General features: G+C 68.5%; 23 protein-coding genes, 3 tRNA genes and 1 pseudogene. 11 read left to right on the top strand and 16 right to left on the bottom strand.

Translation table 11 applies throughout. The annotated features are described in order from the left end of the window. Positions 1 to 33 precede the first annotated feature (33 nt). The gene (locus ACHAAJ_RS13725; protein WP_435728749.1) at positions 34 to 732 is read right to left on the bottom strand and encodes a DUF4232 domain-containing protein; all 699 of its coding nucleotides are present in this window, start codon (positions 730 to 732) and stop codon (positions 34 to 36) included. Positions 733 to 802: 70 nt separating this feature from the next. Next, entirely contained in the window at positions 803 to 1261 is a 459-nt protein-coding gene (locus ACHAAJ_RS13720; protein WP_435728748.1) for a 23S rRNA (pseudouridine(1915)-N(3))-methyltransferase RlmH, read from the bottom strand. Between the two features lie 18 nt (positions 1262 to 1279). On the opposite strand from ACHAAJ_RS13720, the gene ACHAAJ_RS13715 reads away from it, so the two are divergent. Further along, positions 1280 to 2044, top strand: coding sequence for a phosphatase PAP2 family protein (locus ACHAAJ_RS13715; RefSeq protein ID WP_435728747.1), 765 nt, complete (start codon positions 1280 to 1282; stop codon positions 2042 to 2044). Positions 2045 to 2173: 129 nt separating this feature from the next. Then, positions 2174 to 2461 (top strand): GNAT family N-acetyltransferase, encoded by a 288-nt coding sequence (locus ACHAAJ_RS13710; protein WP_435728772.1) that lies wholly within the window; start codon positions 2174 to 2176, stop codon positions 2459 to 2461. Positions 2462 to 2764: 303 nt separating this feature from the next. Here the strand turns inward: ACHAAJ_RS13710 and ACHAAJ_RS13705 are convergent. The 3 genes and pseudogenes from ACHAAJ_RS13705 to ACHAAJ_RS13695 form a co-directional block, all read right to left on the bottom strand. Next, positions 2765 to 2992 (bottom strand): annotated as a pseudogene (locus ACHAAJ_RS13705) (type II toxin-antitoxin system prevent-host-death family antitoxin); the annotation flags it as partial. 136 nt (positions 2993 to 3128) lie between these two features. Continuing rightward, positions 3129 to 3218, bottom strand: a tRNA-Ser gene (locus tag ACHAAJ_RS13700). A gap of 84 nt (positions 3219 to 3302) precedes the next feature. Continuing rightward, positions 3303 to 3752, bottom strand: coding sequence for a nucleoside deaminase (locus ACHAAJ_RS13695; protein WP_435728771.1), 450 nt, complete (start codon positions 3750 to 3752; stop codon positions 3303 to 3305). 81 nt (positions 3753 to 3833) lie between these two features. On the opposite strand from ACHAAJ_RS13695, the gene upp reads away from it, so the two are divergent. Continuing rightward, the gene (gene upp / locus ACHAAJ_RS13690; RefSeq protein WP_435728746.1) at positions 3834 to 4472 is read left to right on the top strand and encodes a uracil phosphoribosyltransferase; all 639 of its coding nucleotides are present in this window, start codon (positions 3834 to 3836) and stop codon (positions 4470 to 4472) included. A 52-nt stretch (positions 4473 to 4524) separates the two neighbouring features. Here the strand turns inward: upp and ACHAAJ_RS13685 are convergent, their stop codons facing one another. Both ACHAAJ_RS13685 and ACHAAJ_RS13680 read right to left on the bottom strand, forming a co-directional pair. After that, the gene (locus tag ACHAAJ_RS13685; protein ID WP_435728745.1) at positions 4525 to 6009 is read right to left on the bottom strand and encodes a sensor histidine kinase; all 1485 of its coding nucleotides are present in this window, start codon (positions 6007 to 6009) and stop codon (positions 4525 to 4527) included. An 11-nt stretch (positions 6010 to 6020) separates the two neighbouring features. Then, positions 6021 to 6761, bottom strand: a complete 741-nt coding sequence (locus tag ACHAAJ_RS13680) for a response regulator transcription factor (RefSeq protein WP_435728744.1) — start codon at positions 6759 to 6761, stop codon at positions 6021 to 6023. Positions 6762 to 7478: 717 nt separating this feature from the next. Here ACHAAJ_RS13680 and ACHAAJ_RS13675 point away from each other — a divergent pair. The 3 genes from ACHAAJ_RS13675 (at position 7479) to ACHAAJ_RS13665 (ending at position 9723) form a co-directional block, all read left to right on the top strand. Further along, a complete protein-coding gene (locus ACHAAJ_RS13675; RefSeq protein WP_435728743.1) occupies positions 7479 to 8294 on the top strand; it encodes a winged helix-turn-helix domain-containing protein in 816 nt (271 codons plus the stop codon). A gap of 125 nt (positions 8295 to 8419) precedes the next feature. Further along, a complete protein-coding gene (locus ACHAAJ_RS13670; RefSeq protein ID WP_435728742.1) occupies positions 8420 to 8944 on the top strand; it encodes a SixA phosphatase family protein in 525 nt (174 codons plus the stop codon). Positions 8945 to 9012: 68 nt separating this feature from the next. Continuing rightward, positions 9013 to 9723, top strand: a complete 711-nt coding sequence (locus ACHAAJ_RS13665; protein ID WP_435728741.1) for a metal-dependent transcriptional regulator — start codon at positions 9013 to 9015, stop codon at positions 9721 to 9723. Here ACHAAJ_RS13665 and ACHAAJ_RS13660 read toward each other — a convergent pair. From ACHAAJ_RS13660 to ACHAAJ_RS13645, 4 genes are all read right to left on the bottom strand, one after another. Continuing rightward, entirely contained in the window at positions 9707 to 10645 is a 939-nt protein-coding gene (locus tag ACHAAJ_RS13660) for a metal ABC transporter permease (protein ID WP_435728740.1), read from the bottom strand. The genes ACHAAJ_RS13665 and ACHAAJ_RS13660 overlap by 17 nt on opposite strands. Further along, positions 10642 to 11385, bottom strand: coding sequence for a metal ABC transporter ATP-binding protein (locus ACHAAJ_RS13655; RefSeq protein ID WP_435728739.1), 744 nt, complete (start codon positions 11383 to 11385; stop codon positions 10642 to 10644). The genes ACHAAJ_RS13660 and ACHAAJ_RS13655 overlap by 4 nt, the downstream gene beginning before the upstream one ends. Continuing rightward, positions 11382 to 12326, bottom strand: coding sequence for a metal ABC transporter substrate-binding protein (locus ACHAAJ_RS13650; RefSeq protein WP_435728738.1), 945 nt, complete (start codon positions 12324 to 12326; stop codon positions 11382 to 11384). The genes ACHAAJ_RS13655 and ACHAAJ_RS13650 overlap by 4 nt, the downstream gene beginning before the upstream one ends. A 354-nt stretch (positions 12327 to 12680) precedes the next feature. After that, positions 12681 to 12754 (bottom strand) — tRNA-Arg (locus tag ACHAAJ_RS13645). A gap of 297 nt (positions 12755 to 13051) precedes the next feature. Between ACHAAJ_RS13645 and ACHAAJ_RS13640 the strand changes: the two genes are divergently transcribed. The 3 genes from ACHAAJ_RS13640 to ACHAAJ_RS13630 all read left to right on the top strand — a co-directional run bounded on the left by ACHAAJ_RS13640 (position 13052) and on the right by ACHAAJ_RS13630 (position 16370). After that, positions 13052 to 14890 carry a phosphoenolpyruvate carboxykinase (GTP) gene (locus ACHAAJ_RS13640; protein WP_435728737.1) on the top strand — a complete coding sequence of 613 codons (1839 nt, stop codon included), beginning with the start codon at positions 13052 to 13054 and terminating at the stop codon, positions 14888 to 14890. Between the two features lie 116 nt (positions 14891 to 15006). Continuing rightward, positions 15007 to 15534: a PadR family transcriptional regulator gene (locus tag ACHAAJ_RS13635; RefSeq protein ID WP_435728736.1), complete on the top strand. Its 528-nt coding sequence runs from the start codon at positions 15007 to 15009 to the stop codon at positions 15532 to 15534. Next, the gene (locus tag ACHAAJ_RS13630; protein WP_435728735.1) at positions 15531 to 16370 is read left to right on the top strand and encodes an alpha/beta fold hydrolase; all 840 of its coding nucleotides are present in this window, start codon (positions 15531 to 15533) and stop codon (positions 16368 to 16370) included. Before ACHAAJ_RS13635 ends, ACHAAJ_RS13630 begins: the two co-directional genes overlap by 4 nt. 85 nt (positions 16371 to 16455) lie before the next feature. On the opposite strand, the gene ACHAAJ_RS13625 is transcribed toward ACHAAJ_RS13630, so the two are convergent. The 4 genes from ACHAAJ_RS13625 to ACHAAJ_RS13610 all read right to left on the bottom strand — a co-directional run bounded on the left by ACHAAJ_RS13625 (position 16456) and on the right by ACHAAJ_RS13610 (position 20189). Beyond that, positions 16456 to 17637, bottom strand: coding sequence for a globin domain-containing protein (locus ACHAAJ_RS13625; protein WP_435728734.1), 1182 nt, complete (start codon positions 17635 to 17637; stop codon positions 16456 to 16458). Positions 17638 to 17736: 99 nt separating this feature from the next. Next, positions 17737 to 18186 carry an Rrf2 family transcriptional regulator gene (locus tag ACHAAJ_RS13620; protein WP_435728733.1) on the bottom strand — a complete coding sequence of 150 codons (450 nt, stop codon included), beginning with the start codon at positions 18184 to 18186 and terminating at the stop codon, positions 17737 to 17739. 90 nt (positions 18187 to 18276) lie between these two features. After that, on the bottom strand, positions 18277 to 18777 hold the full coding sequence (locus ACHAAJ_RS13615) for a hypothetical protein (protein WP_435728732.1): 501 nt from the start codon (positions 18775 to 18777) through the stop codon (positions 18277 to 18279). Next, on the bottom strand, positions 18774 to 20189 hold the full coding sequence (locus ACHAAJ_RS13610; protein ID WP_435728731.1) for a phosphomannomutase/phosphoglucomutase: 1416 nt from the start codon (positions 20187 to 20189) through the stop codon (positions 18774 to 18776). The genes ACHAAJ_RS13615 and ACHAAJ_RS13610 overlap by 4 nt, the downstream gene beginning before the upstream one ends. A gap of 93 nt (positions 20190 to 20282) precedes the next feature. Between ACHAAJ_RS13610 and ACHAAJ_RS13605 the strand changes: the two genes are divergently transcribed. Continuing rightward, the gene (locus tag ACHAAJ_RS13605; RefSeq protein WP_435728730.1) at positions 20283 to 22415 is read left to right on the top strand and encodes a RecQ family ATP-dependent DNA helicase; all 2133 of its coding nucleotides are present in this window, start codon (positions 20283 to 20285) and stop codon (positions 22413 to 22415) included. Positions 22416 to 22493: 78 nt separating this feature from the next. Then, positions 22494 to 23534, top strand: coding sequence for a hypothetical protein (locus ACHAAJ_RS13600; RefSeq protein WP_435728729.1), 1041 nt, complete (start codon positions 22494 to 22496; stop codon positions 23532 to 23534). A gap of 53 nt (positions 23535 to 23587) precedes the next feature. Here ACHAAJ_RS13600 and ACHAAJ_RS13595 read toward each other — a convergent pair. After that, a tRNA-Ser gene (locus tag ACHAAJ_RS13595) sits at positions 23588 to 23676 on the bottom strand. Positions 23677 to 23784 lie beyond the last annotated feature (108 nt).

Genomic DNA, 23784 nt, shown 5'->3' with positions numbered 1-23784 from the left:
AGCCTACGCCGCGCCCCCGACGGGTTGGGTGGCCTACTCCTCGGGCTTGGCGTCCGACTCCGTGCCCGACTCCGAATCGGGCGTGGGCTCCTCCTCGGACAGCTCGTAGGGGCCGACCTCGAGCAGGGGGACCGACGTCGAGGCGCAGGCGGTGGCGCTGCGCTTGATGTAGTTGGTTTCGCCCCCGTCCCGCAGTGCGACGGCGAGCAGGGTCGCCTCGGTGGGGCGGCAGTCGGCGGGATCGATTTTCCCCGCCTGGCGTTCGCGCACGGTGGCCGTGACGGTCGCTTCGGACCCGACGACCATCTCGGGAGCCGGCGTTCCCGCGTTTTGGGCCGGGGCGCCGACGATCAGGCCCTCGTTCACCTGGTGGGTGACGATCGGGTGCCCGGCGAGGGTGCAGGCGTCCCCCTGGTTCGTGAGGTGCAGGGAACGCGTGGTGCCGCCGGCGTCGGCGCCGCCGGCGAGGTCCTCCAGCGTGACCTCGAAGTTCATCGCGCTGCAGGGTTCGTCCGCGGAAGGCGTCGAAGTGTCGGCCGCCGAGCCGGATGAGGAAGCGGCCGACGACGGCGAGGGAGCCGGCGTCGTACTCGTTGACGGCGAGGACGGCGTGGCCGAACCCGACCCGTTCGAGGAGGTCCCGGCGTCGGGCCCGGGGGCCGAGCATCCGGCCAGGGCGAGGGCCGGGATGGCCAGTGCGGCCGCGATCAGGGTCAGTGGACGCCGTGTCATGGTGCTGCCTTCCTCGAAGGGATGTGTTCCCGTACCACCACGCTACCCGCGCCGGCCGGCACCGTCGGGACTATTCGTGGTGGTACGGGCGTCCCGCGGCGATCTCCTGCGCGCGGTAGAGCTGCTCGGCGAGGATCAGCCGGACCAGCTGGTGCGGGAAGACCAGCTTGGAGAGGCTCCAGACGAAGTCGGCGCGCCGGTGGACGGAGTCGTCGACCCCGTAGGCGCCGCCGATGGCCAGGACGACGTTCCGCGAGGCGTCGAGCGGCGCCCGCAGGGTGCCGGCGAGGCCGGGCGAGTCGATGTTTTTGCCGCGCTCGTCGAGGAGGACGAGGAAGTCGCGCTCGCCGACCTTGGCGAGGATGCGCTCGGATTCCTCGGTGCGCGCGGCGGTGCCCTCCCGGGAGGAGTGGGGGAGGAGTTGCCACGCGAGGTCGAACGGTTTCTTCATGCGCTTGTCGTAGCGTCCGATCCCCTCGGCCACCCAGGATTCGTGCTTCTTGCCTATGGCGATGATCTTCAGGGACATGGGTCTATCCTTTCAGGAATGCGAATCGAACCGGTGACCGCTTGGTTGCGGACAACGTTGGGGAAGCTCCCCACGGGGCTGGGGCCGTACGGCGCGATGTGGATCACACTCCTGATCGGCGGGGCCTTCGTCGTGGCGTTGGCGGCCGTGGCCGCGGAGGTCTACGAGTCGGTCGCGGCGGACAACGGCGTCGCCGGGGTGGACCGGCCGCTGCTGAGCTGGATGATCGGCCTGCGGACGCCCGAACTGAGTTCGGCGACCACGATGTTCACGCACGTCGGCGGGACCATCGGCATGCCGGCCCTGGCCGTGGTGGTGATCGCCGTGCTGTCCCGGGTGAGCAGGTCGTGGCGCCCGCTGATCCTGGTGGGGATCACGGCGCTCGGGTCCCTGGCGATGACGGTGGTGGGCAAGAACGTGATTGGCCGTGCGCGGCCGGACCTGGCCGACGCCGTTCCCCCGTACGAGGCATCGCCGTCGTTCCCGAGCGGGCACACCCTGAACGCGACGGCGATCATCGCCGTGATCGCGTACCTGTGCTGTCTGGAGATCGACTCCACGCTGGGGCGGGTTGCGGTAATCCTGGGCTGCTCGCTGTTTGTGGTGCTGATGGGGATCAGCAGGGTGTTTCTGGGCCACCATTGGTTCACGGACGTCGCGGCGGCGTGGGCGCTGGGGCTGGCGTGGTCCGCCTTGGTGGTTTTGGCGCACCGCGTGTTCCGCACCGTGCGCAGCGTCCGGCGGGAGCGCGGACTCCCGGCGTCCGGCGCGGAGCCGCGCTAGCGTGGCCGGATGAGCGCACCCGTAGTTACCTACACTTTCGACGTATCGACCCTGAGCGCGGACTCGCTGGAAGGTGGGTTCTTCGTCGGGTAGCCGGCGCCGCCGTCGTCCGCGAAACACCTCGCCGTTCTGCGTGGCAGCTACCGGGCGCTGGTGGCGCTGGAGGACGGGCGGGTGGTCGGTTTCATCACGGCGGTCTCCGACGGCGTCGCGACATCGTTCATCCCGTGGTTGGAGGTCCTGCCGGCCCGCCAGGGCCGCGGGATCGGCAAGGAACTCGTCGAGCGCATGGTGGCCGAACTCGGGCACCTGTACTCGATCGATCTGGTGTGCGACGACGACGTGGTGCCTTTCTACGACAGGCTCGGGTGGCGCCGGGCCAATGCGATGGTCAGGCGGAATTTCGAAGCGCTTTAGACTCGCCTGAATTGACGTTTTACAAAAACGTGACCGACTAGTAGTGTCGTGCCATCTCTTCGCTAACCCAACGGCGCGAGACAAGCACAGAGATGCCCCTGCCGACTGAGACCGGCAGGGGCATTGTGCTGTCGGCTATGCATCGTAGATGTCGCGTGGGTGCCCGGCCCGGAGGATGGTCACAAGGAGCTTGTCGTCTTCGATTTCGCAGATGACCTGTAGGTCCCGGCGCGCACTCTCCATCACGGGCAGGTAGTTTCCTGATCAGCTTTGCTGCCGCGCTGGTGTATTCGACGCGGTAGCTCATGTAGTGAGGTCGGCCACCAAATCATGGTGGCTGATGCGCACGCCGTCATCCTCGGTTTTGTCGTAGGCCGCGATGTCCTTGGCGAACTCAAATTCCTCAAGCGCCTCAAAGTCTTCGACGCCAACGACGACGGCGGCGAGTTTCCCGTTCCGCGTGACACCGATGCGTTCGTCGGCGTACATCGCCCGGCCCAACACGTCGGAAAGCTGGTTGCGAAGTTCGCGGGTTGAGACCTCGCTGGTGACGGATTCCGTGTGTTCAGTGTGTCAACTGATGGAACTGTATACACAAAAGGCTTGTTTCCGGTAAGCAAAAACCCCTGGTCCCTTATCTACAAAGGGAGCCAGGGGTTTTGCCATGTGGCGGTGACGGTGGGATTTGAACCCACGTTGGCTTTGACACCAAACAACATTTCGAGTGTTGCACCTTCGGCCGCTCGGACACGTCACCAGACTGGTCCACTGTACCGGAGCCGGGGACTCTGCCCAAAACCGGGGCTCCGTCGTCGTCCCCGGTCCGTTCGTCGCCTGGGGCTCAGCGCAGGCGGGCGAAGAACTCCCGCAGGAGGGTGGCGGACTCCGTCGCCCTCACGCCGGGAAACACCTCGACCCAGTGGTTCAGGCGCGGCTCGCGCAGGACGTCGAACACCGAACCGGAGGCGCCGGCCTTCTCGTCCCACGCGCCGAACACCACCCGGGGGATCCGCGCCAGGACGATCGCCCCGGCACACATCGCGCACGGCTCCAGCGTCACCACCAGGGTGCAGTCGGCGAGGCGCCACCCGTCGCCGTCGCCCCGGTCGCGCAACGCTGCGGCGGCCGCTCGGATGGCGACCATCTCCGCGTGGGCGGTGGGGTCGCCGTCGGCCTCCCGCTCGTTGCGGCCGGTCGCGAGGACGGCGCCGTCCGGACCGACGACGACGGCGCCGATTGGCACGTCGCCCGTGGCCAGCGCGCGGCCGGCCTCGTCGAGGGCCAGTCCCATCCACGCGCGATGGTGCGCATCATCCCGGATCACCGTCCAACCTTAGTTCAGGCGCGGGGGAGGGCTGGTAGTTTTGGGGGCATGCGCGTACAGGTAGTCGACCACCCGTTGGTGGCCCACAAGGTCTCGGTCCTGCGGGACAAGAACACCCCCTCACCGGTCTTCCGGCAACTGACGGACGAGCTGGTGACTCTCCTGGCGTACGAGGCCACCCGCGAGGTGCGGACGGTCGACGTCGAGGTGGAGACCCCCGTCGCGAAAACCATGGGCACGGCGTTCGCCAAGCCGACCCCGCTGGTGGTCCCGATCCTCCGCGCCGGGCTCGGCATGCTCGAGGGCATGACCCGGCTGGTGCCGACCGCCGAGGTCGGTTTCCTGGGCATGGCCCGGAACGAGGAGACGCTGGACATCATCACCTACGCCGAACGCCTCCCCGCGGACCTCACCGGCCGCCAGGTGTTCGTGCTGGATCCCATGCTCGCGACCGGCGGAACGCTGGTGGAGGCCATCAAGTTCCTCTTCGACCGCGGCGCCGACGACGTCACGTGCATTTGCCTCATCGCGGCGCCGGAGGGCATCGAGCGCCTCGAGGCCGAACACGGCGCCGACGACCGGGTCCACCTGGTGTTGGGTTCCCTCGACGAGCGCCTGAACGAGAAGTCCTACATCGTCCCCGGCCTCGGCGACGCCGGCGACCGCCTCTACGGACTCGCCCACTAGCCGCCTGCCGCTACTCCCCGTCCGCGCCCCCCGAAGTGGACATTACCGAGGGTTAACTACCAGAGGAAATGTCCACTTCGCGGGGTTGGGAGGGTGTGGTCAGAGGAAGGGCGACCCTGAACTCCGTGCGTCCGGGCTCGCTGGCGACCGAAATGTCGCCGCCGTGCGCCTCAACGATCGCCTTGACGATCGGAAGGCCGAGGCCTGTGGTTTCGTCGTCGCCCGACCGGGCGGCGTCGGCCCGGGTGAAGCGGGAGAAGACCTTCGGCAGGAATTCCGGGTCGATTCCCTCCCCGGAGTCCGCGACGGTCAGGACCGCGCGGCGCCCGTCCGCTTCCCGCGCCAGGGTCGCCTCCACGACCGTTCCCTCCGGCGTGTGCTTGTGGGCGTTGGACAGCAGGTTGTTCAGGACGCGCGCCAGCTGTCCGGCGTCGCCGTGGACCACCAACGGGACGGACGGCAGGTCCAGCCGCCACTGGTGTTCGGGCGCGGTGACCCGGAAGTCCCGCGCGGCCTCCGCCACCAGGAGCGTCAGGTCGACCTCGCCGGGGGTCGGCTGCTGGCCCTCGTCCAGCCGGGCGAGCAGCAGCAGGTTTTCGACCAGCGAGCCCATGCGCCGGCTCTGCTCCACGATCCGGTCCAGCGACCGCTGCCCGTCCGGGCTCAGATGCTCCGTGGCGGACACGAGTTCCGAGTAGCCGCGCACCGAGGCCAGCGGGGTGCGGAGCTCGTGGGAGGCGTCCGCGACGAAGCGGCGCATCTTCTCCTCCGACGCCTGCCGCGCCTCGAGAGCGGATTCGACGTTGTCCAGCAGGGCGTTCAGCGCGTGGCCGACGTTCCCCGCTTCCGTTCCGGGCTCGGAATCGGCCGGCGAAACGCGATGGGCGAGCCGGACCTCGCCGGCGTCCAGCGGCAGGGTCGCCACCGAGCCCGCGACGGCGGACACCCGCTCCAGCGGGCGCAGCGATCGCTGGATGATCAAGGACCCGATGAGCCCGGTAGCCGCGACGCCCGCGCCGGACACCAGCAGCATGGTCCACGAGAGCGACGCGAGCGTGTTCTCCGCCGGGCGCAGCGGCAGCCCGGTGATCAGTGTCCACCCGGAACCCGATCCGGGATCGACGGAAACGGCCATTAGCCGGTATTCGCCGAACGACAGGCGGATATCGACGGGGGAGGCGCCGGGCGTCACCGCGGCGATCGCATCGGCGTCGTCCTGGGTGAAGTCCGAAATGTCCCGCCGGTCGCCGGTCTCCGAATCGAGGACGCCGCCGATCTGCAGCGTGTTGCCGATCAGCCGGGCGTTCAGGGTGCCGGACGCCTGGCCCGGCGCATTGAGCGGATCGCTGCCGTCGCCGCGCCCGCCGAAGGCCGAGGCCCGCTCCGAGGCGAACGCCAGCTGCTCGTCGACCTGCGCGTAGAGGGTGGAGCGCATGGCGGTGTGCGTGATGAGCCCGATCACCAGGCAGACCAGGGCCAACAACGCGACGACGGCGGCCAGCAGCCGCGCGCTCAGCGACCGACGGCGAGGGGTCACGGCGCCCGGCGTCACGTGGCGGGCTTGAGGACGTACCCGGCGCCGCGCACGGTGTGGATCATGGGTTCGCGTCCGGCGTCGATCTTCTTGCGCAGGTAGGAGACATAGAGCTCGACGATGTTCGCCTGGCCGCCGAAGTCGTACTGCCACACGTTGTCCAGGATCTGCCCCTTGGACATGACGCGGCGCTTGTTTTCCATCAGGTAGCGAAGAAGATCGAACTCCGTGGCGGTCAGCGTGATTTCCTCGCCGCCGCGGACGACCTCGCGCATGTCCGTGTTGAGGACCAGGTCCCCGACCACCAGCTCCACCGGGTTGGCGGACGCGGCGCCGGAGCGCTCGACGATCCGGTGCAGGCGCAGCAGGACCTCCTCCAGACTGAACGGTTTGGTGACGTAGTCGTCGCCACCCACGGACAGTCCCTCGATCCGGTCCTCGACGGCGTCCTTGGCGGTGAGGAACAACGCCGGCACGTCCGGCTGGAACGAGCGGACCTTGCGCAACACCTCGGTCCCCTCGAATCCGGGGAGCATCCAGTCCAGCACCAGCACGTCGGGGGAGTAGGAGCGGGCGGCCGCGACGGCGGTGGGACCGTCGTGGGCCACCTGGACATCCCAGCCCATCATGCGCGCGCCCATGCTGACCAATTCGGCGAGCGAAGGCTCGTCGTCGACGACCAGCGCACGGATGGGGGTCCCGTCCTGGTGCTCCAGACGGGGGAGCTGGCTGGGGCTGAAACGCGAGTTGGTCATGGATCCACTTTCCGGCCCGTGAATGGGCCTGACCTGAGACGCACCTGTGGCGGCGCTGTGAGGCCGCGCCCAGGCTGTTCGGCTGGTTCGCGCTGCTGCCGGAGCGGCGTGGTGCGTTGGACGGCGTGTTCGTTCAGCCTAGCGCCGGTCATACCGCGGTGGCGCCGGTCCCGCCGCTGTTGCGGTGGGAATTCGAGCGCGGATGCCGCCGGGGATTCCACCTTGATCGGCGGAGCATAGTCAAGGCGGGAGTGCCGTGTCCAGCGGTCGTGCATATTTATGCATACGTGGACATTGCGCTCGTATGCGCCGCGACTGTTGGTCATATCTGCCAACTGCAATCGAGATGCATGTACATCGGGACCGGTGTCGGCGGGGAATTTCTCGCAAGTGACCAAAGTGAACTGCGTCACATCCACGGTTGTTCGTCTCACAATGTGGAACGGGTGCATGAATATTACTTGCGGGTTCGATTTATTACGCGCAAACTGGTTTTTGTGAACATCGACGCAATAGCACCTGAAGCGACAGGGCCAACGTGGGGCCACGGAGTTGGCCGCGCGCGGAGCTGTTGTCGAATGCAGGCCTAGCCCTCCCCACACGGGAACCGCCAGGCCAGACCCGCGCCCCCGTCCTCCGTCACCACGGACCGCCGGATGGCGCACCCGCAGCATTCACGCCGATCACAGACTCTTCGCACAGTTACGAGGTATCAAGATGTCCGTCACTTCCGGATACGTCCACATCTCCATCCGCAACGCCCAGAACCGCGCCGCGGCCGCCCAGCGGCAGCCGGTTGGACGGTCATCGTTCGCCGCGCCCGCCGGCTTCCGCCAGCTCCACGCGGTGCCCGGTGGACAGGATGCGCAGCCGATGACCGCGCCGACACCAGTGGTCGCCGGAAACGGAATTCCCGGCCCCCAGGAGGTTACGCCGGACACGGCGGCCCGTGGTTTCGTCCTCTATGTCGGTCTCGACGAGTCGGCCGCGCAGGCCCAGGGGACTTCGCTGGGCAAGCTTGCCACGCAGGTCCGCGCCTTCCTCCAGACGCTGGCCCCCGAGGCCCAGACGCACGCCGCCGTTGCCTTGGCCCCGGCCAACGCCACCGGCGACAACATCGACGTCGTGCGCCAGGCGCTGGGCGACCCGACGGTCTCCCGCCGCCCGCGCACCGAGACCCCGGCCCGACCCGCACAGGCCTCGCAACGCCTCTCCGGCGTCCTGATCGATCTCTCCCGCCGCGAGGTGCACCTCGACGGCGAGACGCTCAACCTCACCTTCAAGGAGTTCGAGCTGCTGAACTACCTCGTCGAGAACGGCTCCCGCACGGTCGGCCGCGACGAGTTGCTGGGCAACCTGTGGCGCAACGCCGAGGAGATCCCGAACGAGCGGACCATCGACGTGCACATCCGCCGCCTGCGCTCCAAGCTGGGACGCCTGGCCAACACCGTCCGCACGGTCCGCGGCCAGGGCTACCGCTTCTACGAGCACCCCGAGGTCGTCGTCTGGGCCGCCCCGGAATACAGCATCTAGCCCGAGCGGCTCGCTGCGGCTCCGCTTCGGCGGGCCGGGCGCAGGCCCTTGCGTGAACCGCAGTCCCCCGCTGGGGTCTGCGCGCCACGCAGGGGCCTGCGCCCGTCTGCGCCTACGCTGGAACCATGAGCGACCACCACATCAAGCGTCTGCTGGTCCTGCGGCACGCGAAGTCGGACTACCCCTTCGGCGTCCAGGACCACGACCGCCCGCTGGGATCCCGCGGCGAGCGCGAGGCGCCCCTGGCGGGACGGTGGATGGTGGAAAACGGGATGGTCCCGGACTACATCGTGTGCTCCGACGCGCTGCGTGCACGCTCCACCTGCGCGTGGGTCGGCAGCGAGCTGGGCGAGAAGGGCCCAACGCCGTACCTGGACAGCCGCGTCTACGGCGCCGATTCCACGGCGCTGCTCTCGATCATCAACGAGACGCCGGAGACGGTGGGAACGCTGCTGGTGATCGGCCACCTGCCGACCGTCCAGGACCTGTCCATGCGGTTGGCCTCGGTCGATTCCTTCGAGGAAGACGTCATGGAGATGGCCACCCGCTACCCCACGCTGGGGCTCACGGCCATGGAGATCACGAAGCCCTGGGCCGAGCTGGACGGCCGCGATGCCCGCATCACGCATTTCGTGGTGCCGCGGCCCTGAGCCTCGGGCAGGAGCGAACCCTGAACTTCGGCATGGCGAAGTCGAAAGTGCGGCGATAGGCTGGAACCATGTCCGTCTCTGAGCTGTCGTCGAGTACCCAGAACTACCTGAAGGCGGTGTGGGGACTGTCGGAATGGTCTTCCGCAGCCGTCACACCGACGTTGATCGCGGAGAAGACCGGCCTGAAGCTGTCGTCCGTGTCGGACGCCGTGCGCAAGCTGTCCGCGCAGGGACTCCTGAGCCACGCGCCCTACGGCGCAGTGGAGTTCACGGACGCGGGGCGGGCGCATGCGTTGGCGATGGTGCGTCGCCACCGGTTGCTCGAATCCTTCCTGGTGGGCGTTCTTGGCTATTCATGGGACCAGGTCCACGACGAGGCGGACAACCTGGAGCATGCGGTTTCCGACTTCATGGTGGACCGCATCGACAGGCTGCTCGACTTTCCCAGTCGCGATCCGCACGGGGATCCGATCCCGTCCGCCGACGGCACCGTGGTGATTCCGGACGCGGTGCAGTTGACGGCCATGGCTGCCGGAGCGCGGGTCGTGGTGGAGCGCATTTCGGACGACGACCCGGCGCTCCTGCAGTTCTTCCAAGAGCATGGTGTGGTTGTCGGTGCGGAATTGGTGGTGAGCCAAGGCGCTCCGTTCTCCGGCGTTTTGGACGTTCACGTGGCCGGGGCGGACTCTCCCGTGCCGCTGGGCAGTGCCGCCACCGACGCGCTGTACGTGTCGGCCGCGGGGGACGCCCCGGGGGTAGCCGCTAACCCGCCCGCGTGACCTCATCGGCGCACGTCCCCGACGGCGACTCGCGCCAGTCCCGGACGATGCCGGGGGCGGGGAGCTGCCGGCGTCGTCTTCCGGTGAGGACCCTGGTGGCAATGAGCCCGTGCCTGGGGCCGAAAAGGTACGCGAGCAGGAACGCGGCGCCTTGGGCGAGGACGACCATTCCGCCGGACGCGGTGTCCAGGTAGTAGCTCAGATAGAGACCGGCGACCGCGCAGACCGCGGAGATCGCGGGAGCGAGGAGCAGCATGCGGCTGAAGCGGTCCGTGAGCAGATACGCGGTGGCGCCGGGGATGATGAGCATCGCAACCACCAGGATCACCCCGACGGCCTGCAGGGCCACCACGGCGGTGAGGGCGAGCAGCCCGAGGAGGGCCGCGCCCAGAATCCTCGGGTTCAGCCCGAGGGCATGCGCGTGCGTCCTGTCGAAGGCAAACAGGGTGAAGTCGCGCCGCTTGGCGACCAGGACGCCAAAGGTCACCGCGCCGAGGGCGGCGATTTGGGCCAGGTCGGACCACGAGACGCCGAGCAGGTTGCCGAAAATGATGTGGTTCAGGTCGGTTTGCGAGGGCGTGACGGAGATCAGCACCAGTCCGAGGGCGAACAGGACCGTGAAGACGATGCCGATGGCGGCGTCCTCCTTGACTCGGCTGGTGTCCCGGACCGCGCCGATGAGTGCGACGGCGAGGAACCCGAAGACGACCGCGCCCAGCGCGAACGGAGCGCCGACGATGTGGGCCAGCACGACGCCGGGCAGAACGGCGTGGGAAACGGCGTCTCCCATCAGCGACCATCCGATGAGCACGAGCCAACAGGACAGCACGGCACACACGAGCGAGGCGATCAAGGTGGTTGCGAGGGCGCGGACCATGAAGTCGTAGCCGAGCGGTTCGACGAGGAAGTCTAGGGGGTTCATGCGGCGCCTCCCCGTTTGAGGACGTCCAGGCCGAAAGCCTGGGCGAGGTTGTGCGGTTGGAGGACCTCTCGCGGGTCACCGTGCATGAGCACGCGGCGCATGAGGAGGACCGCCTCGTCCGCCAAGTCCGGGAGGGCATGCAGGTCGTGCGTCGAGACCAGGATGGTCGCGCCGCCGTCGGCGAGTTCGCGGAGGAGGCCGACGATGGTGGCCTCGGATCGCTTGTCCACGCCGGCGAACGGCTCGTCCAGGAGCAGGACGGTGGCTCCCTGGGCGATGCCGCGCGCCACGAACGCGCGCTTCCTCTGCCCGCCGGAGAGCTGCCCGATCTGCCGGCTCGCATACTCGGTGAGCCCGACCCTCTCGAGCGCGTGGTCCACGGCGTCGTTGTCGGTCTTCTTCGCGCGCCGGGTGAAGCCCATGTGGCCGTAGCGGCCCATTGTCACGACGTCCCGCACGGACAGGGGGAACGCCCAGTCGACGTCCTCGCTTTGGGGCACATACCCCACGGCGCCGGATCTGCGCGCACTCGACGGACTGGCGCCGTCGATGCGAACCGTGCCACGGTCGGGACGGACCATGCCCATGATCGTCTTGAACAGCGTCGATTTCCCGGACCCGTTCATGCCGATCAGGCCGCACACCCGGCCGGAATCGATGCTTATGGTCGCGTCGTCGAGGGCCAGCACCTCTCCGTAGTGCACGGTGACGTGCTCGATCTGGATGGCTGGTGTGGTCATGGGTTCTTCCCGGTGAGTGCGTCGACGATCACGGCAGTGTCGTGCCTGATCAGGTCGAGGTATGTGGGCACCGGTCCGTCGGCCCTGGAAAGGGAGTCGACGTAGAGCGTGCCGCCGAAGTTCGCGTCGGTGGCCTCGACGACCTGTCGCATGGGCGCATCGGACACGGTGGACTCGCAGAACACGGCCTTGATCCGGTTCTCGCGCACGAACTCGATCGCGGAGGCGATCTGCTGCGGAGTGGCTTGCTGCTCGGCGTTGACGGCCCAGATGTACCTCTCCGTGAGGCCCGAGTCCCGGGCAAGATAGGAGAAAGCCCCCTCGCAGGTGACCAGCGCTCGTTCGTTCTTGGGCAGGGGGGCGAGGCTGTCGACGAGCTCGTCCTGCACGGCCTGCAGTTCGGCCTTGTAGGCTTTGCCGTTCGCCCGGTAGTCGCCGGCGTTGGCCGGGTCGAGCTCGCTGAACGCCTCGACCATGTTGTCGACATAGACCTGCACATTCATCGGGCTCATCCACGCGTGCGGGTTGGGCATGCCGGCATAGGCGTCCTCCGTGATGCCGATCGCCTCGACACCCTCGCTGACGACCACGTGCGGGACATCCAGATCCTGGACGAACTGGGCGAACCAGGCCTCCAGGTTCATGCCGTTGTCGAGGATGAGATCCGCCTGGGACGCCTTGCGGATATCGCCAGGGGTGGGTTCGTATCCGTGGATTTCGGCTCCGACCTTGGTGATCGACTCCACCCGGAGGTTGTCGCCCGCCACGTTCTCCGCGATGTCGGCGAGAACGGTGAACGTGGTGAGCACCACGGGCCGGCCAGCGTCGTCGGCGGCCGCATCCATTCCCGTGCCCCCGCACGAGGCAAGGGAAACCGCCAGTGCCGGGACCGCGGAAATCGCTGCGAGACGGCGGATGAGAGTGCTTGACGACAGTGTCATGGGTTCTTCCTTTTATGCCGATGGCGGGACGAGTCAGGTGCGCCCTCCCGCGGTCGGCCCGGATCTTGGCCGTGGCGTTCAGGTTGCCATCCCTGCGACCTAGCATAACTCGATTGTTCGGCATGGCGTAGTTTTCAGCGTTGCTATTCCGTAGTGGTGATGCTGGAGTCCGTGGAAACGCATGCGGCGCCGCCAACTGCCTGAGGCCGCGCCGCCACCGTCGCCCCCGGGGCTTCGGGGTGCGACGCCAGGGCCTGTCCCAGCGCAGGATTTCCGCTGCCGCTAGATCGTCGGCGGATCCCGACCGTGGTTAAACAATAGAGGAGCCGCGATTTCTCGCGGCTCCTCTTACTGTGCGCCCAAAGGGATTCGAACCCCTGACCTTCTGTTCCGTAGACAGACGCTCTATCCAGCTGAGCTATGGGCGCTCGGTCCGTGGCTCACGCCGTTGACCTCGAACAACTATACAGACTCTTCGGGGAGGTGCAAACTTGGGCCAAGGGCGGGGTTCCCGAGCGTGCGCCCGCGGGTTGCGTGAGGAAGTGTGACTAGACCGGTCTACGTGACCTTTGTCACACTAAAGGGTGCTAGTGCCGACGAAAAGCCCGAAATGGCGCGGTTGTGCTCGGATCGGACGGCGCCGGTGGCGACCTTGGTCACAAACCACCCCCAGCGCGGAGATCTAGCATCAATAACACCTATTCAGCCCAATGGAGGGAACGGATATGAGCGAGAGCTCCGACCAGCAGGTCCTTGAAAACGGGGCCGCGCCCACGACCCACGCCGAGCTTGCCGCATGGGTTGCGGAAGTTGCCGAGCTGACCCAGCCGCAGAACGTCTATTGGGTCGACGGCAGCGCTGAGGAGAACACGCGCCTGACCTCCCAACTGGTCGAAGCGGGAACCTTTGTGCGGCTCAACGACGAGCTGTTCCCCAATTCCTTCGCGGCGTTCTCCGATCCCAAGGACGTCGCGCGCGTCGAGGAGCAGACGTTCATCTGCTCGGAGAACCGGCGGGACGCCGGCTTCACGAACAACTGGATGGACCCGGCCGAGATGAAGTCCAAGTTGACCTCCATCTTCACCGGATCGATGCGCGGGCGCACCATGTACGTGATCCCGTTCGTCATGGGCCCCCTCGACGCCGACGAGCCGAAGTACGGCGTGGAGATCACCGACTCCGCGTACGTCGTGGCCTCGATGCGCATCATGGCGCGCATCGGCACCGACGTCCTGCGCAAGATGGAGGCCGAGGAGGCGTTCTTCGTCCCCGCGCTGCACTCCGTGGGAGCGCCGCTCGCGCCCGGCGAGGACGACGTCGCCTGGCCGTGCAACGAGGAGAAGTGGATCGTGCACTTCCCCGAGGAGCGCTCCATCTGGTCCTACGGCTCGGGGTACGGCGGCAACGCCCTCCTCGGCAAGAAGTGCTACGCCCTGCGGATCGCCTCCGTCATGGCCCGCGACGAGGGCTGGCTCGCCGAGCACATGCTGATCCTCAAGCTCACAAGCCCCGAAGGCAAGGCGTACAACGTCGCGGCCGCCTTCCCGTCCGCGTGCGGCAAGACCAACCTCGCGCTGCTCGACCCGACCATCGACGGGTGGAAGGCGGAGACGCTTGGCGACGACATCAACTGGATGCGGATCGGCAAGGACGGCGAACTCCGCGGCGTCAACCCCGAATACGGCCTGTTCGGCGTCGCGCCCGGTACCGGCTGGGGCACGAACCCCAACGCCATGCGCGCCATCACCAAGGGCAATTCCATCTTCACGAACGTCGCGCTGACGGACGACGGCGGTGTCTGGTGGGAGGGCATGACGGATGAGACCCCCGCGCACCTGACCGACTGGCAGGGCAACGAGTGGACCCCGGACTCGGGCAAGCCGGCGGCGCACCCGAACTCCCGCTTCTGCACGCCGATCGACCAGATCGACATGCTGGCGCAGGAGTACTACAGCCCGAACGGCGTCGAAATCCACGCGATCCTCTTCGGCGGCCGCCGCAAGACCACGATCCCGCTGGTGACCGAGGCGCGTTCCTGGACCAACGGCATCTTCATGGGTTCCACCCTTTCCTCGGAGACCACCGCGGCCGCCTCCGGCGCCGTGGGCGTGCTGCGGCGCGATCCGATGGCGATGCTTCCGTTCATCGGCTACGACGCCGGGGACTACCTGAACCACTGGGACTCCATCGCGGCCAAGACCAACCCCGAGCGCCGTCCGCGGATCTTCTTGGTGAACTGGTTCCGCCGCACCCCCGGGGGCGGATTCGCCTGGCCCGGGTTCGGCGACAACTCGCGCGTCCTGAAGTGGGCGATCGAGCGCATCGAGGGCAAGGCGGACGCGAGGGAGACGCCGATCGGCTACGTGCCCACCGGCGAGTCCCTGGACCTGACCGGACTGGAGGACTTCACCCCGGCCGACGTCGAGGTCGCCGTGAACGTCGATCCGGAGGAGTGGAAGGCGGAGCTCGCCTCCATCGAGGAGTGGTACGCGAACTTCGGCGAGTCGCTCCCGCAGTCCCTGCAGGACGAGCTGGCGGGCCTGAAGGAACGCCTGGCGGTCTAACGGCCGCCTGTTGGCGGAAGGGCGCGCCCGGGTTCGGGTGCGCCCTTCCGCGCGTCCGGGGCCGGTCCGCGGCACCATAGATGACAATGCACCTATGGTGCTGGCACGATGTATCCATGATTCTCGCGCGGTTGATCCTGGGGCTGTTGAGTCTCGCCCCCATGACCGGTTACGACCTCAAGAAGCATTTCGACTCGAGCATCAACCACTTCTGGAACGCAGACAAAGCGCAGATCTACCGCACGCTGGCGCATCTGGTCCGCGACGGCATGGCGACGGTCAAGACCATTCGTCAGGAAAACTATCCGGATCGACAGGAGCACCACATCACGGCCGCGGGACGCAGGACGCTACAGGAGTGGCTCCAGGCGCCACTCGACGCGCAGCCCGGGCGCGAGGCCTTCCTGGGGCGCGTCTTCTTCGCCGGTGAACTCGACCGCGACGCCGTCCTTGGGCTGTTCGCGGCGCGCAGGTCCGAATCCCTGACCTTGCTGGGGGAGTACCGGATGCAACGCGAGGAGATCGGTACCGCGGCCGAAACGGAGCGCCGCGCCTTCCTGATGGCCGCGACCCTCGACAACGGCATCCGCCACGTGGAGGCCGAGCTCGAATGGCTGGACACCGTGGAAGGACGGTTGCCGTGAACGGGCATTCGCGGGCGGTGGCGCCCGCCGGGCGGCCAGATCCGGCGTCGTACCCGGAAACGCACGATCCCATCCGGCCCCGCGCCGACGGCCGCGCGCCGCGGACCCTGCTTTTCCTGCATGGCGGAAACGTGGCCAACTGGATGTGGGATGCGCAGGTCAAGGGGTTCCCCGAATACCGCAGCTTCACGCCGCACCTTCCCGGGTTCGGCGCACGCTCCGGCGAGGAATGGGAAGGCCTGGACAGCGCGGCGGACGACGTCGCAGCCTTTGTCGCCGACGCCGTCGAGGAGGGCGGCGTGCACGTCGTCGGACTCTCACTCGGCGGGGTGGTGGCCCTGCGGCTCCTGGCGCGCCATCCGGAGCTGGTGACGAGCGCGCTGGTCTCCGGTGTTCCCGTCCGGGGGATCGACGGCGCGACGCGGCAGTTGGCGCGGCTGCAGATCCGGCTGTGGGGACGGGAATGGTTCTGGCGCTTCCAGGCGGGGGCGTTCGGCATTCCGCCGCACGACCGCCAGCTGTTCACCGACCACGGCGTCAGCATCCGGCCGGAGAACGCGCGGCTGATCATGGACGAGGTCTACGCGGGCGGCCTGCCCGACGGTCTGCGCGCCTACACGGGACCGCTGCTGGCGGTGGCCGGGGCCAAGGAGCCGCCGGTGATCCGCCGGTCCTTCGCCGATCTCGGCGAGGCGCTGCCGCAGGCCGTCTTCCGCGTTGCCCCGGGGATGCACCACCAGTGGAGCATCGAGGATCCGCTCCTCTTCAACGCCATGGTGCGATCGTGGGTGGAGCGCGGCGAGCCGCATCACCGGCTGGCCATGCCCCCGGCCTAACCCACCACCCGTCCAACCCACCACCGGAAGTGGACATTTCCTGGCTTTGTTAGCCGCGGAAATGTCCACTTCGGGGGTGGGGTGGTTAGGCCGCGAGCCAGAGGTCCGGCCCGAAGACCTCGTAGTGGATGCGCTCGGCGGGAACGCCGCCGGCGATCGCCTGGGAACGGATGGCGCGCATGAAGGGTAGCGGGCCGCACAGGTACAGGAACGCGCCCTCGGGGAAATCTACGGTGGAGAGGTCCATGAGGCCCGGGGTGGACTCGATCCCGCCCGTGGGATCCTGGGTCTCGAGCCACAGGCGCAGTTCCGCGTTGGGCAGGCTGTCGACGGATCCGAGCATCTGCTCGCGCAGGGCCCAGCTTTCCGCGTTCTGCTCGGCGTGCAGAACCAGGATCCGGCGCTGCGACGAACCGTCGGCGAGCGACTGGAGTGCCGATGCGCTGGGCGTGCAGCCGATTCCCGCCGTGGCCAGGACGATCGGCGCGTCGGAGGTCGCATCGATGGTGATGTCTCCGTAGGGGTTGGACAGTTCGACGACGTCGCCGACGCGCAGGTTGTTGTGGAGGAACGGCGAGACCTCGCCGTCGCCGTCCAGCTTTGTCGTGAACACGCGCTCGGTGGTGGACGCCACGGCGTCCGACAGGGAGTACTGCCGGCACTGGCGGAGACCGTCTTCGACCGCGATGCGGATGGACACGTACTGCCCCGGTTCGGCGACCGTGACCGGCGTTCCGTCTGCCGGCGCGAAGCGGAAGGTCACGGATCCCGTGCCGGCCGGTTCGCGGGACACCAGGGTCCAGGGGGTCCACATCTCGCCGTTCGCCTGCCGGGAGTAGAGGCCCTTCTCGATCTTGATCAGGGCGTCGGCCATCAGCCAGTAGACCTCGGACCAGGCGGCGGCGACCGCGGGCGTCACGGCCTCGCCCAAGTCGTCGGCGATGGCGGCGAACAGGTGCTCATAGACCACCGGGTACTGCTCCTCGACGATCCCCAGCGAAGCGTGCTTGTGGGCGATCCGCGCAAGCACGGCCTCCGGGAGCGTGTCCGGATTCCGCAGCAGGTGCGAGGCGAACGCGGCGATCGCACCCGCCAGGGCCTTCTGCTGCGATCCGTTGCGCTGGTTGGCCCGGCTGAAGGTGCCGTCCAGGAGCCCGGGGTGCTCGGCGAACAGTCCCGCGTAGAACTTCTTGGTGATCTCGCCAATCCGTTCGGCGATGATCGGCAGGGTGGCTTCGATGACCGGTCGCGACGTGTCCGACAGCATATGTGCTCCTTGGAGAGAATACTTGCCTTAGATATGCAAGATTTATATCTCAGTTCTACACCGCGTAGAAAAGGATGGCAAGTCGGGGTTGGCCAGTGGTTAGGGCAGCCGGTCGGGCGCGGCGGGAAACGGCAGCCTGATCATCGTGTTGTCTCGTGTCAGGGACTCGATCGTCAGGCCGTCGAGCTCGGCGTAGAAGGCCTCTCGCGCGCGGTTGAGCGCGCCGCGCAGGCGGCAGCCGGCTAGCAGCGGGCAGTCCCCGGCCGTTTCCGAGGTGCAGCCGACGACGTCGAGCTGGTCGTCCAACGAACGCAGCAGTCCTCCGACACCGAGCGCGAGCCCCGCCGCGCTGATCCGCGCGCCGCCCGTGCGTCCGCGGGTGACGTCGAGCGCGCCGAGGCGGCGTAGTTCCAGCACGGCCTTGCTGACGTGGTGGTAGGGCACGGTGATGGCGGCCGCGATCTCGCGGCTGGACAGCTGCGTCTCGGGACGGGATCCCAAGAGCATGAGGGTGCGCAGGCAGACGTCGCCGAAGGCATTGAGCTTCACCCGTCCATTGTCACAGGTACGGACGCCACGTGCGCACGCCCCCGTCGGCGCAAGGCGCGGGGCGGCGCGGGGTGGCGAAAGCCGAGCGGCCTACGCCCAGACGAGTTGCTCGCCGGGTTCCGCGCCGGGCTCGTCGAAGGTCCATGCCCCGTCCTCGCCGGCGGGCGGGGTGTAGGCCTGCACGACGGCGACGGCGCCCCCGAGGCGGTGTTCCGCGTTGGCGTGGATGGCGTCGCGCTGGTCCTCGACCAGAACGACGTCGGAAACCAGTGCGACGGCGGTGAACGCGTCGCGCTGTTGCGCCAGCAGCTCCACGAGGTCCGCCATCATCGCCTCGGCGTCGATGTCCGCCTCGGGATCCTCCTCGTCCTCCGGCGGCTGGACGGCCAGCAAGCGGAGCTCGCCCTCGGCGTCGGAGTCCTCGGCGGGGGCCTCGAGCCCGATGCCGAACGGGAGGAACACGCCGTTGGTCTCCAGCTGTTCCCGGGCGACGCCCAACGCGGTGCCCAGGATGCGGTTCAGGTCCACCTGCGCGCCTTCGCTGAATTCGACGGTGGGGTTCTCGGTCGGGTCCGTGGTGTTGTCGCTCATGCGTTGCTCCTGACGATGTTGAGTACCTGGTCGCGGATTCGTTCCATGGTTTCGGGGTCCTTGGCCTCGCCGTTGTAGCGCAGGAAGGGTTCGGTGTTGGAGGGGCGGAGGTTGAACCAGAAGGAGCCGTCGATGGCGGTGACGGTCGTGCCGTCCATGGACGCGACCGTGACGTCCTGGCCCAGGCAGGCGTCCAGGACGTGCGCGACGGCGGCGTCCTTGTCGTGGACCTCCGAGTTGATCTCCCCGGAGGAGAAGTACGGTTCGTATTCGGCGGCCAGGTCGCCGAGCGGGCGGTCCTGTTCGCCGAGCGCCGCGAGGACGTGCATGGCCGCCAGCATGCCAGTGTCCGCGTTGAAGAAGTCGCGGAAGTAGTAGTGGGCGGAGTGCTCGCCGCCGAACACCGCGGACTCCTTCGCCATGATGGCCTTGATGAACGAGTGGCCGACCCGGGTCTCGACGGGGCGGCCGCCTTCGGCCAGGACCAGTTCCGGGACCGCGCGGGAGGTGATGAGGTTGTGGATGACCACCGGGGTCTCCTCGCCGCCGGCGCGGGCGCGGGCGATCTCGCGTCGGGCCACGAGGGCCGTGACGGCGGAGGGGGAGACGGGGGCGCCCTTTTCGTCGATGACGAAGCAGCGGTCGGCGTCGCCGTCGAACGCCAGTCCGATGTCCGCGCCGTGGCGCACGACGGCGGCCTGCAGGTCGCGGAGGTTCTCCGGCTCCAGCGGGTTCGCCGGGTGGTTCGGGAAGGTTCCGTCGAGCTCGAAGTACAGCGGAACGATCTCCAGCGGCAACCCCGGCAGCAGCGTGTCCCCGAGGACGGCGGGGGTCGTCATGCCGGCCATGCCGTTGCCGGCGTCGACCACGACCTTCAGCGGGCGGATGCCGGAGAGGTCCACCAGCGAGCGCAGGTAGGCAGCGTAGTCGGCGAGCACGTCGGCGGTGTCGACGGCGCCGGCGGGCGCGTCGCCGGAGACCGGCAGGCCCTCGTTCAGGTAGGTCTGGGCCAGGTCGCGGATCGCGTAGAGGCCGGTGTCGGAGGACACCGGGACGGCGCCGGCCTTGGCCATCTTCATGCCGTTGTAGGCCGCGGGGTTGTGGGATGCGGTGAAGACGACGCCGGCCGCCTCCAGGGTGCCGCACGCGAAGTAGAGCTCGTCCGTGGAGATGAGCCCGAGCATGCGCACATTGGCCCCGCGGTAGGACGCCCCGCGCGCGAACGCTCCGGCGAACTCCGGGGAGGAGGGGCGCATGTCGCCGCCCACCAGGACGGTGGCGCCGTGCAGGCCCAGCACGTCCACGAACGCGGCGCCGACGGCCTCGACGCTCTCGGCGGTGATGGTGTCGCCGACGAGGCCGCGCACGTCGTAGGCCTTGAAGGACTGGGAAAGATCGATCTCGCTGGTCACCGTTCGAGCTTAGCCGCTGGGGACCGGCGTCGCCGTTATCCACATTCCGGGTCCCCGTGGCAACGCGTCGGATGGGGCTGGGATACTGGGGGAATGGTTGACACGGCGACGATGGAATTGCGGGACGGCGCGACTGAGGTCCTCCGGAGGCTGGTGGGGCGCGGGGACGCGGCTTTCCACGAGGGACAGTTCGAGGCCATCGAGGCCCTGGTCGACGGCGGCCGGCGTGCGCTGGTGGTGCAGCGCACCGGTTGGGGGAAGTCCGCGGTGTATTTCGTGGCGAGCCTGTTGCTGCGCGCCCGCGGCGCGGGGCCTACGCTGATCGTCAGCCCGCTTCTTGCCCTGATGCGGGACCAGGTGGCCGCGGCCGCCCGTGCCGGCGTCCGGGCCGAGGCCATCAACTCGGCCAACGCCCTGGACTGGGGCCAGATCACGGCGAAGCTCGACGCCGACGAGGTGGACGTCCTGCTGGTGTCGCCCGAGAGGCTCAACAACCCCGTCTTCCGCGAGCAGCAGCTCCCGGAACTCGTCCGGCGCATGGGCCTGCTGGTGATCGACGAGGCACACTGCATCTCCGACTGGGGCCACGACTTCCGTCCCGACTACCGGCGCATCAAGGACCTCATCACCGCGCTTCCCTCCGCCGTGCCCGTGTTGGCCACCACCGCCACGGCAAACGAACGCGTGGTCCACGACGTCCAGGACCAGCTGGCGGTGGGCGGGACGGACGTCTTCACGCTCCGCGGACCGCTGGCGCGCAAGTCGCTGCGCCTGGGCGTGCTGCGGTTGCCGAGCCCCCGATCGCAGCTGGCGTGGCTGTTGACGCACCTGGGAGACCTGCCCGGCAGCGGCATCATCTACACCCTCACCGTCTCGGCCGCGGAGGACATCACCCGCCTGCTGCGCGACGCCGGCCACAACGTCCGCGCGTACACCGGACGGACGGACTCCGAGGAACGGGCCGGTTCCGAGCAGGCGCTCAAGGACAACCAGGTGAAGGCGCTGGTCGCCACCAGCGCCCTCGGGATGGGATTCGACAAGCCGGACCTGGGATTCGTGGTCCATGTCGGCGCGCCCAGTTCCCCCGTCGCCTACTACCAGCAGGTGGGCCGCGCGGGCCGCGGCACGGACAACGCCGACGTCCTGCTGCTCCCGGGCAGCGAGGACCGGGAGATCTGGCGCTACTTCGCGACGGCGTCGATGCCCGACGAACGGCGTGCCCACGCGGTGCTCTCCGAGCTCGCGGCGGCGGGTGGAGCCGTCTCCGTGCCCGCGCTGGAGGCGCGGGTGAACATCCGGCGCACGCCGCTGGAACTCCTCCTGAAGGTGCTTGCCGTCGACGGCGCGGTGGAACGCGTCCAGGGCGGTTGGACCCGGACGGGGGAGGAATGGTTCTACGACGCCGAACGCTACAGCCGGGTGGCGGCGGCCCGCGTCGCGGAACAGAATTCGATGCTGGACTACGAGAACTCGACCGGCTGCCGCATGGAGTTCCTGGCACACGCGCTGGACGATCCCGATGCGGCACCCTGCGGCCGCTGCGACAACTGCGCGGGGCCGTGGTACGCGGAATCGATCGGCGAGGACGCGCGCGACAGCGCGCAGGCGGCGTTGGGGCGCGTCGGCGTGGAGCTGGAGCCGCGCCTGATGTGGCCCGGGGGCATGGACCGGTTGGGCGTGCCGCTCAAGGGCAAGATCAAGCCGGAGGAGCAGGCCTCGTCCGGGCGGGCGCTCGCGCGCCTCACGGACCTGGGCTGGGGAGGCCGGCTGCGCACGCTGTTCTCCTCCGCGGGCGGTGGCGAGGAGGACCAGCCGATCGACGACGCCATGCTGCGGGCGTGCGTGCAGGTGCTGGCGCAGTGGGGATGGCGCGAGCGCCCCGTGGCGGTGGTGAACATGCCGTCTAGGACCAGGCCCGTTCTGCTGCGTTCCTTCGCGGAAGGGATCGCGCGGATCGGACAGCTTCCCTATGCGGGGGAGCTGGAGTACCCGCACGGCGGTCCACGCGGGGAATCCGGCGGCAGCAGCGCCTTCCGCCTCGCTGCCGTGTGGGACCAGATGGCCGTGCCCGGGGAACTGGCCGCGCGGTTGGCCGAAGTCCGCGGACCCGTGCTGCTCATCGACGACTACGTGGACAGCAAATGGACCATGACGGAGGCGGCACGCGTGTTGCGGCGGGCCGGCGCGGACGAGGTGTTGCCGCTGGCGCTCGCGATTAGCGCCTGATCCACGCAGGGCCGCGGTCCGGACGCGGAAACGGCGCTGCGGTTATGCCCGGCGCCTTCCGGCCCTAAAATCGAAGGCATGGAGACTCTGTTGTGGGTACTGGTGCCGTTGCTGATCCTCGGGATCGGGTGGTGGTGGCTTGCTCGCACGCGCCGGCGCACGTCGGACCAGGTCGCAGCCGCGATCGGCCCGCAATCCGCGGCGGACGCCGCCGCCCTGCTCGACACGGAATCGCACCGGGCCGTCTACCGCAAACTGGCGACGGGCGACTTCATGGGCGCCGTCCAGGCCTATCGGGTCGCGACGGGCCAGGGCATCAGGCAGAGCATCATCGCGATCCGCAGCCTGGAGACCCACCCCCAGGTCCACCGGGCTCCCGCGTCTCCGGTGGATCAGCGTGACGCCGCGCAACCGGCACCGACGGATCCCGCGCCTCCGTCGACGCCTCCCAACGAGGAGGCGGTGGCGGACGCCACGGGGACGACGAATGCCTCGGAGGGGACGGGCGGCGCGGAGCGGGCGGACGGCACGGATCAGCCCGCCTTCACCGAAGACCGGAACGACATCGAACCGGCGGACGCGACGGCGGACGCAACCGCGGACGATCCGCGCACGCCCGGCGGCGATGCGCTGACGATCCCCGACGACTGGACGGAGCAGTTCGGCAGTTCGTCCAGCCAGACCACGTCCACCTTCCGCATCAGTGCCGAGGTGGACGGAAACATGCGGGAGTTCAGCACCGAAGAGCTGCCCCCGGCCGAATACGACCAGTTCCAGTCGCTCATCCGCGACCACGACTTCACCGGCGCGGCCGCCCTGATGGCGAGGTTCTCCGGGCTCGAGGAAGACTCCATCCGGCGGCTGCTGGAATCCGCCCCGGTCGAGGGGCCGGCCAGCGCCGCTTCGAAGAACGTGTCCGACTTCAGCTTCGAGGGGGACGGCCCCGACGGCCGCGTGAGCTTCAGCGCTGCCGACCTCCCGGGGGGTGACCGCCAACTCTTCCTCGACCACGTGGGGGCCGGACGCACCGACGAAGCCGCGGCGATAGTCCACCGGCACACCGGTTTGCCGATCGGGGTCGTCGTGAAGCTGTTGTCCGCCTTCGGCGGTCGGCACTAGCGCCTGCGGCTTAAACAAAGCGACTCCCCCGGAAAACCGGGGGAGTCGATCCGCGGAGACGGGGGGATTTGAACCCCCGGTCGAGTTTAACCCCGACCCTTCATTAGCAGTGAAGTCCATTCGGCCGCTCTGGCACGTCTCCATGCTGTCAACCAGCCCCCCAAGACTACCCAACACCGGGGCGCCATTCAAAAACGGCGGTCGGACGGCCCCTCGCCGGTACCCCGCCGGTCCCCGACAGGCCGCTAGA

It is taken from the genome of Arthrobacter arnarulunnguaqae, from assembly GCF_051262515.1.
Classification (GTDB): domain Bacteria; phylum Actinomycetota; class Actinomycetes; order Actinomycetales; family Micrococcaceae; genus Arthrobacter_N.
Note: the sequence above shows the minus strand (reverse complement) of the source record. Positions and strands in the feature narration are given on the sequence as shown.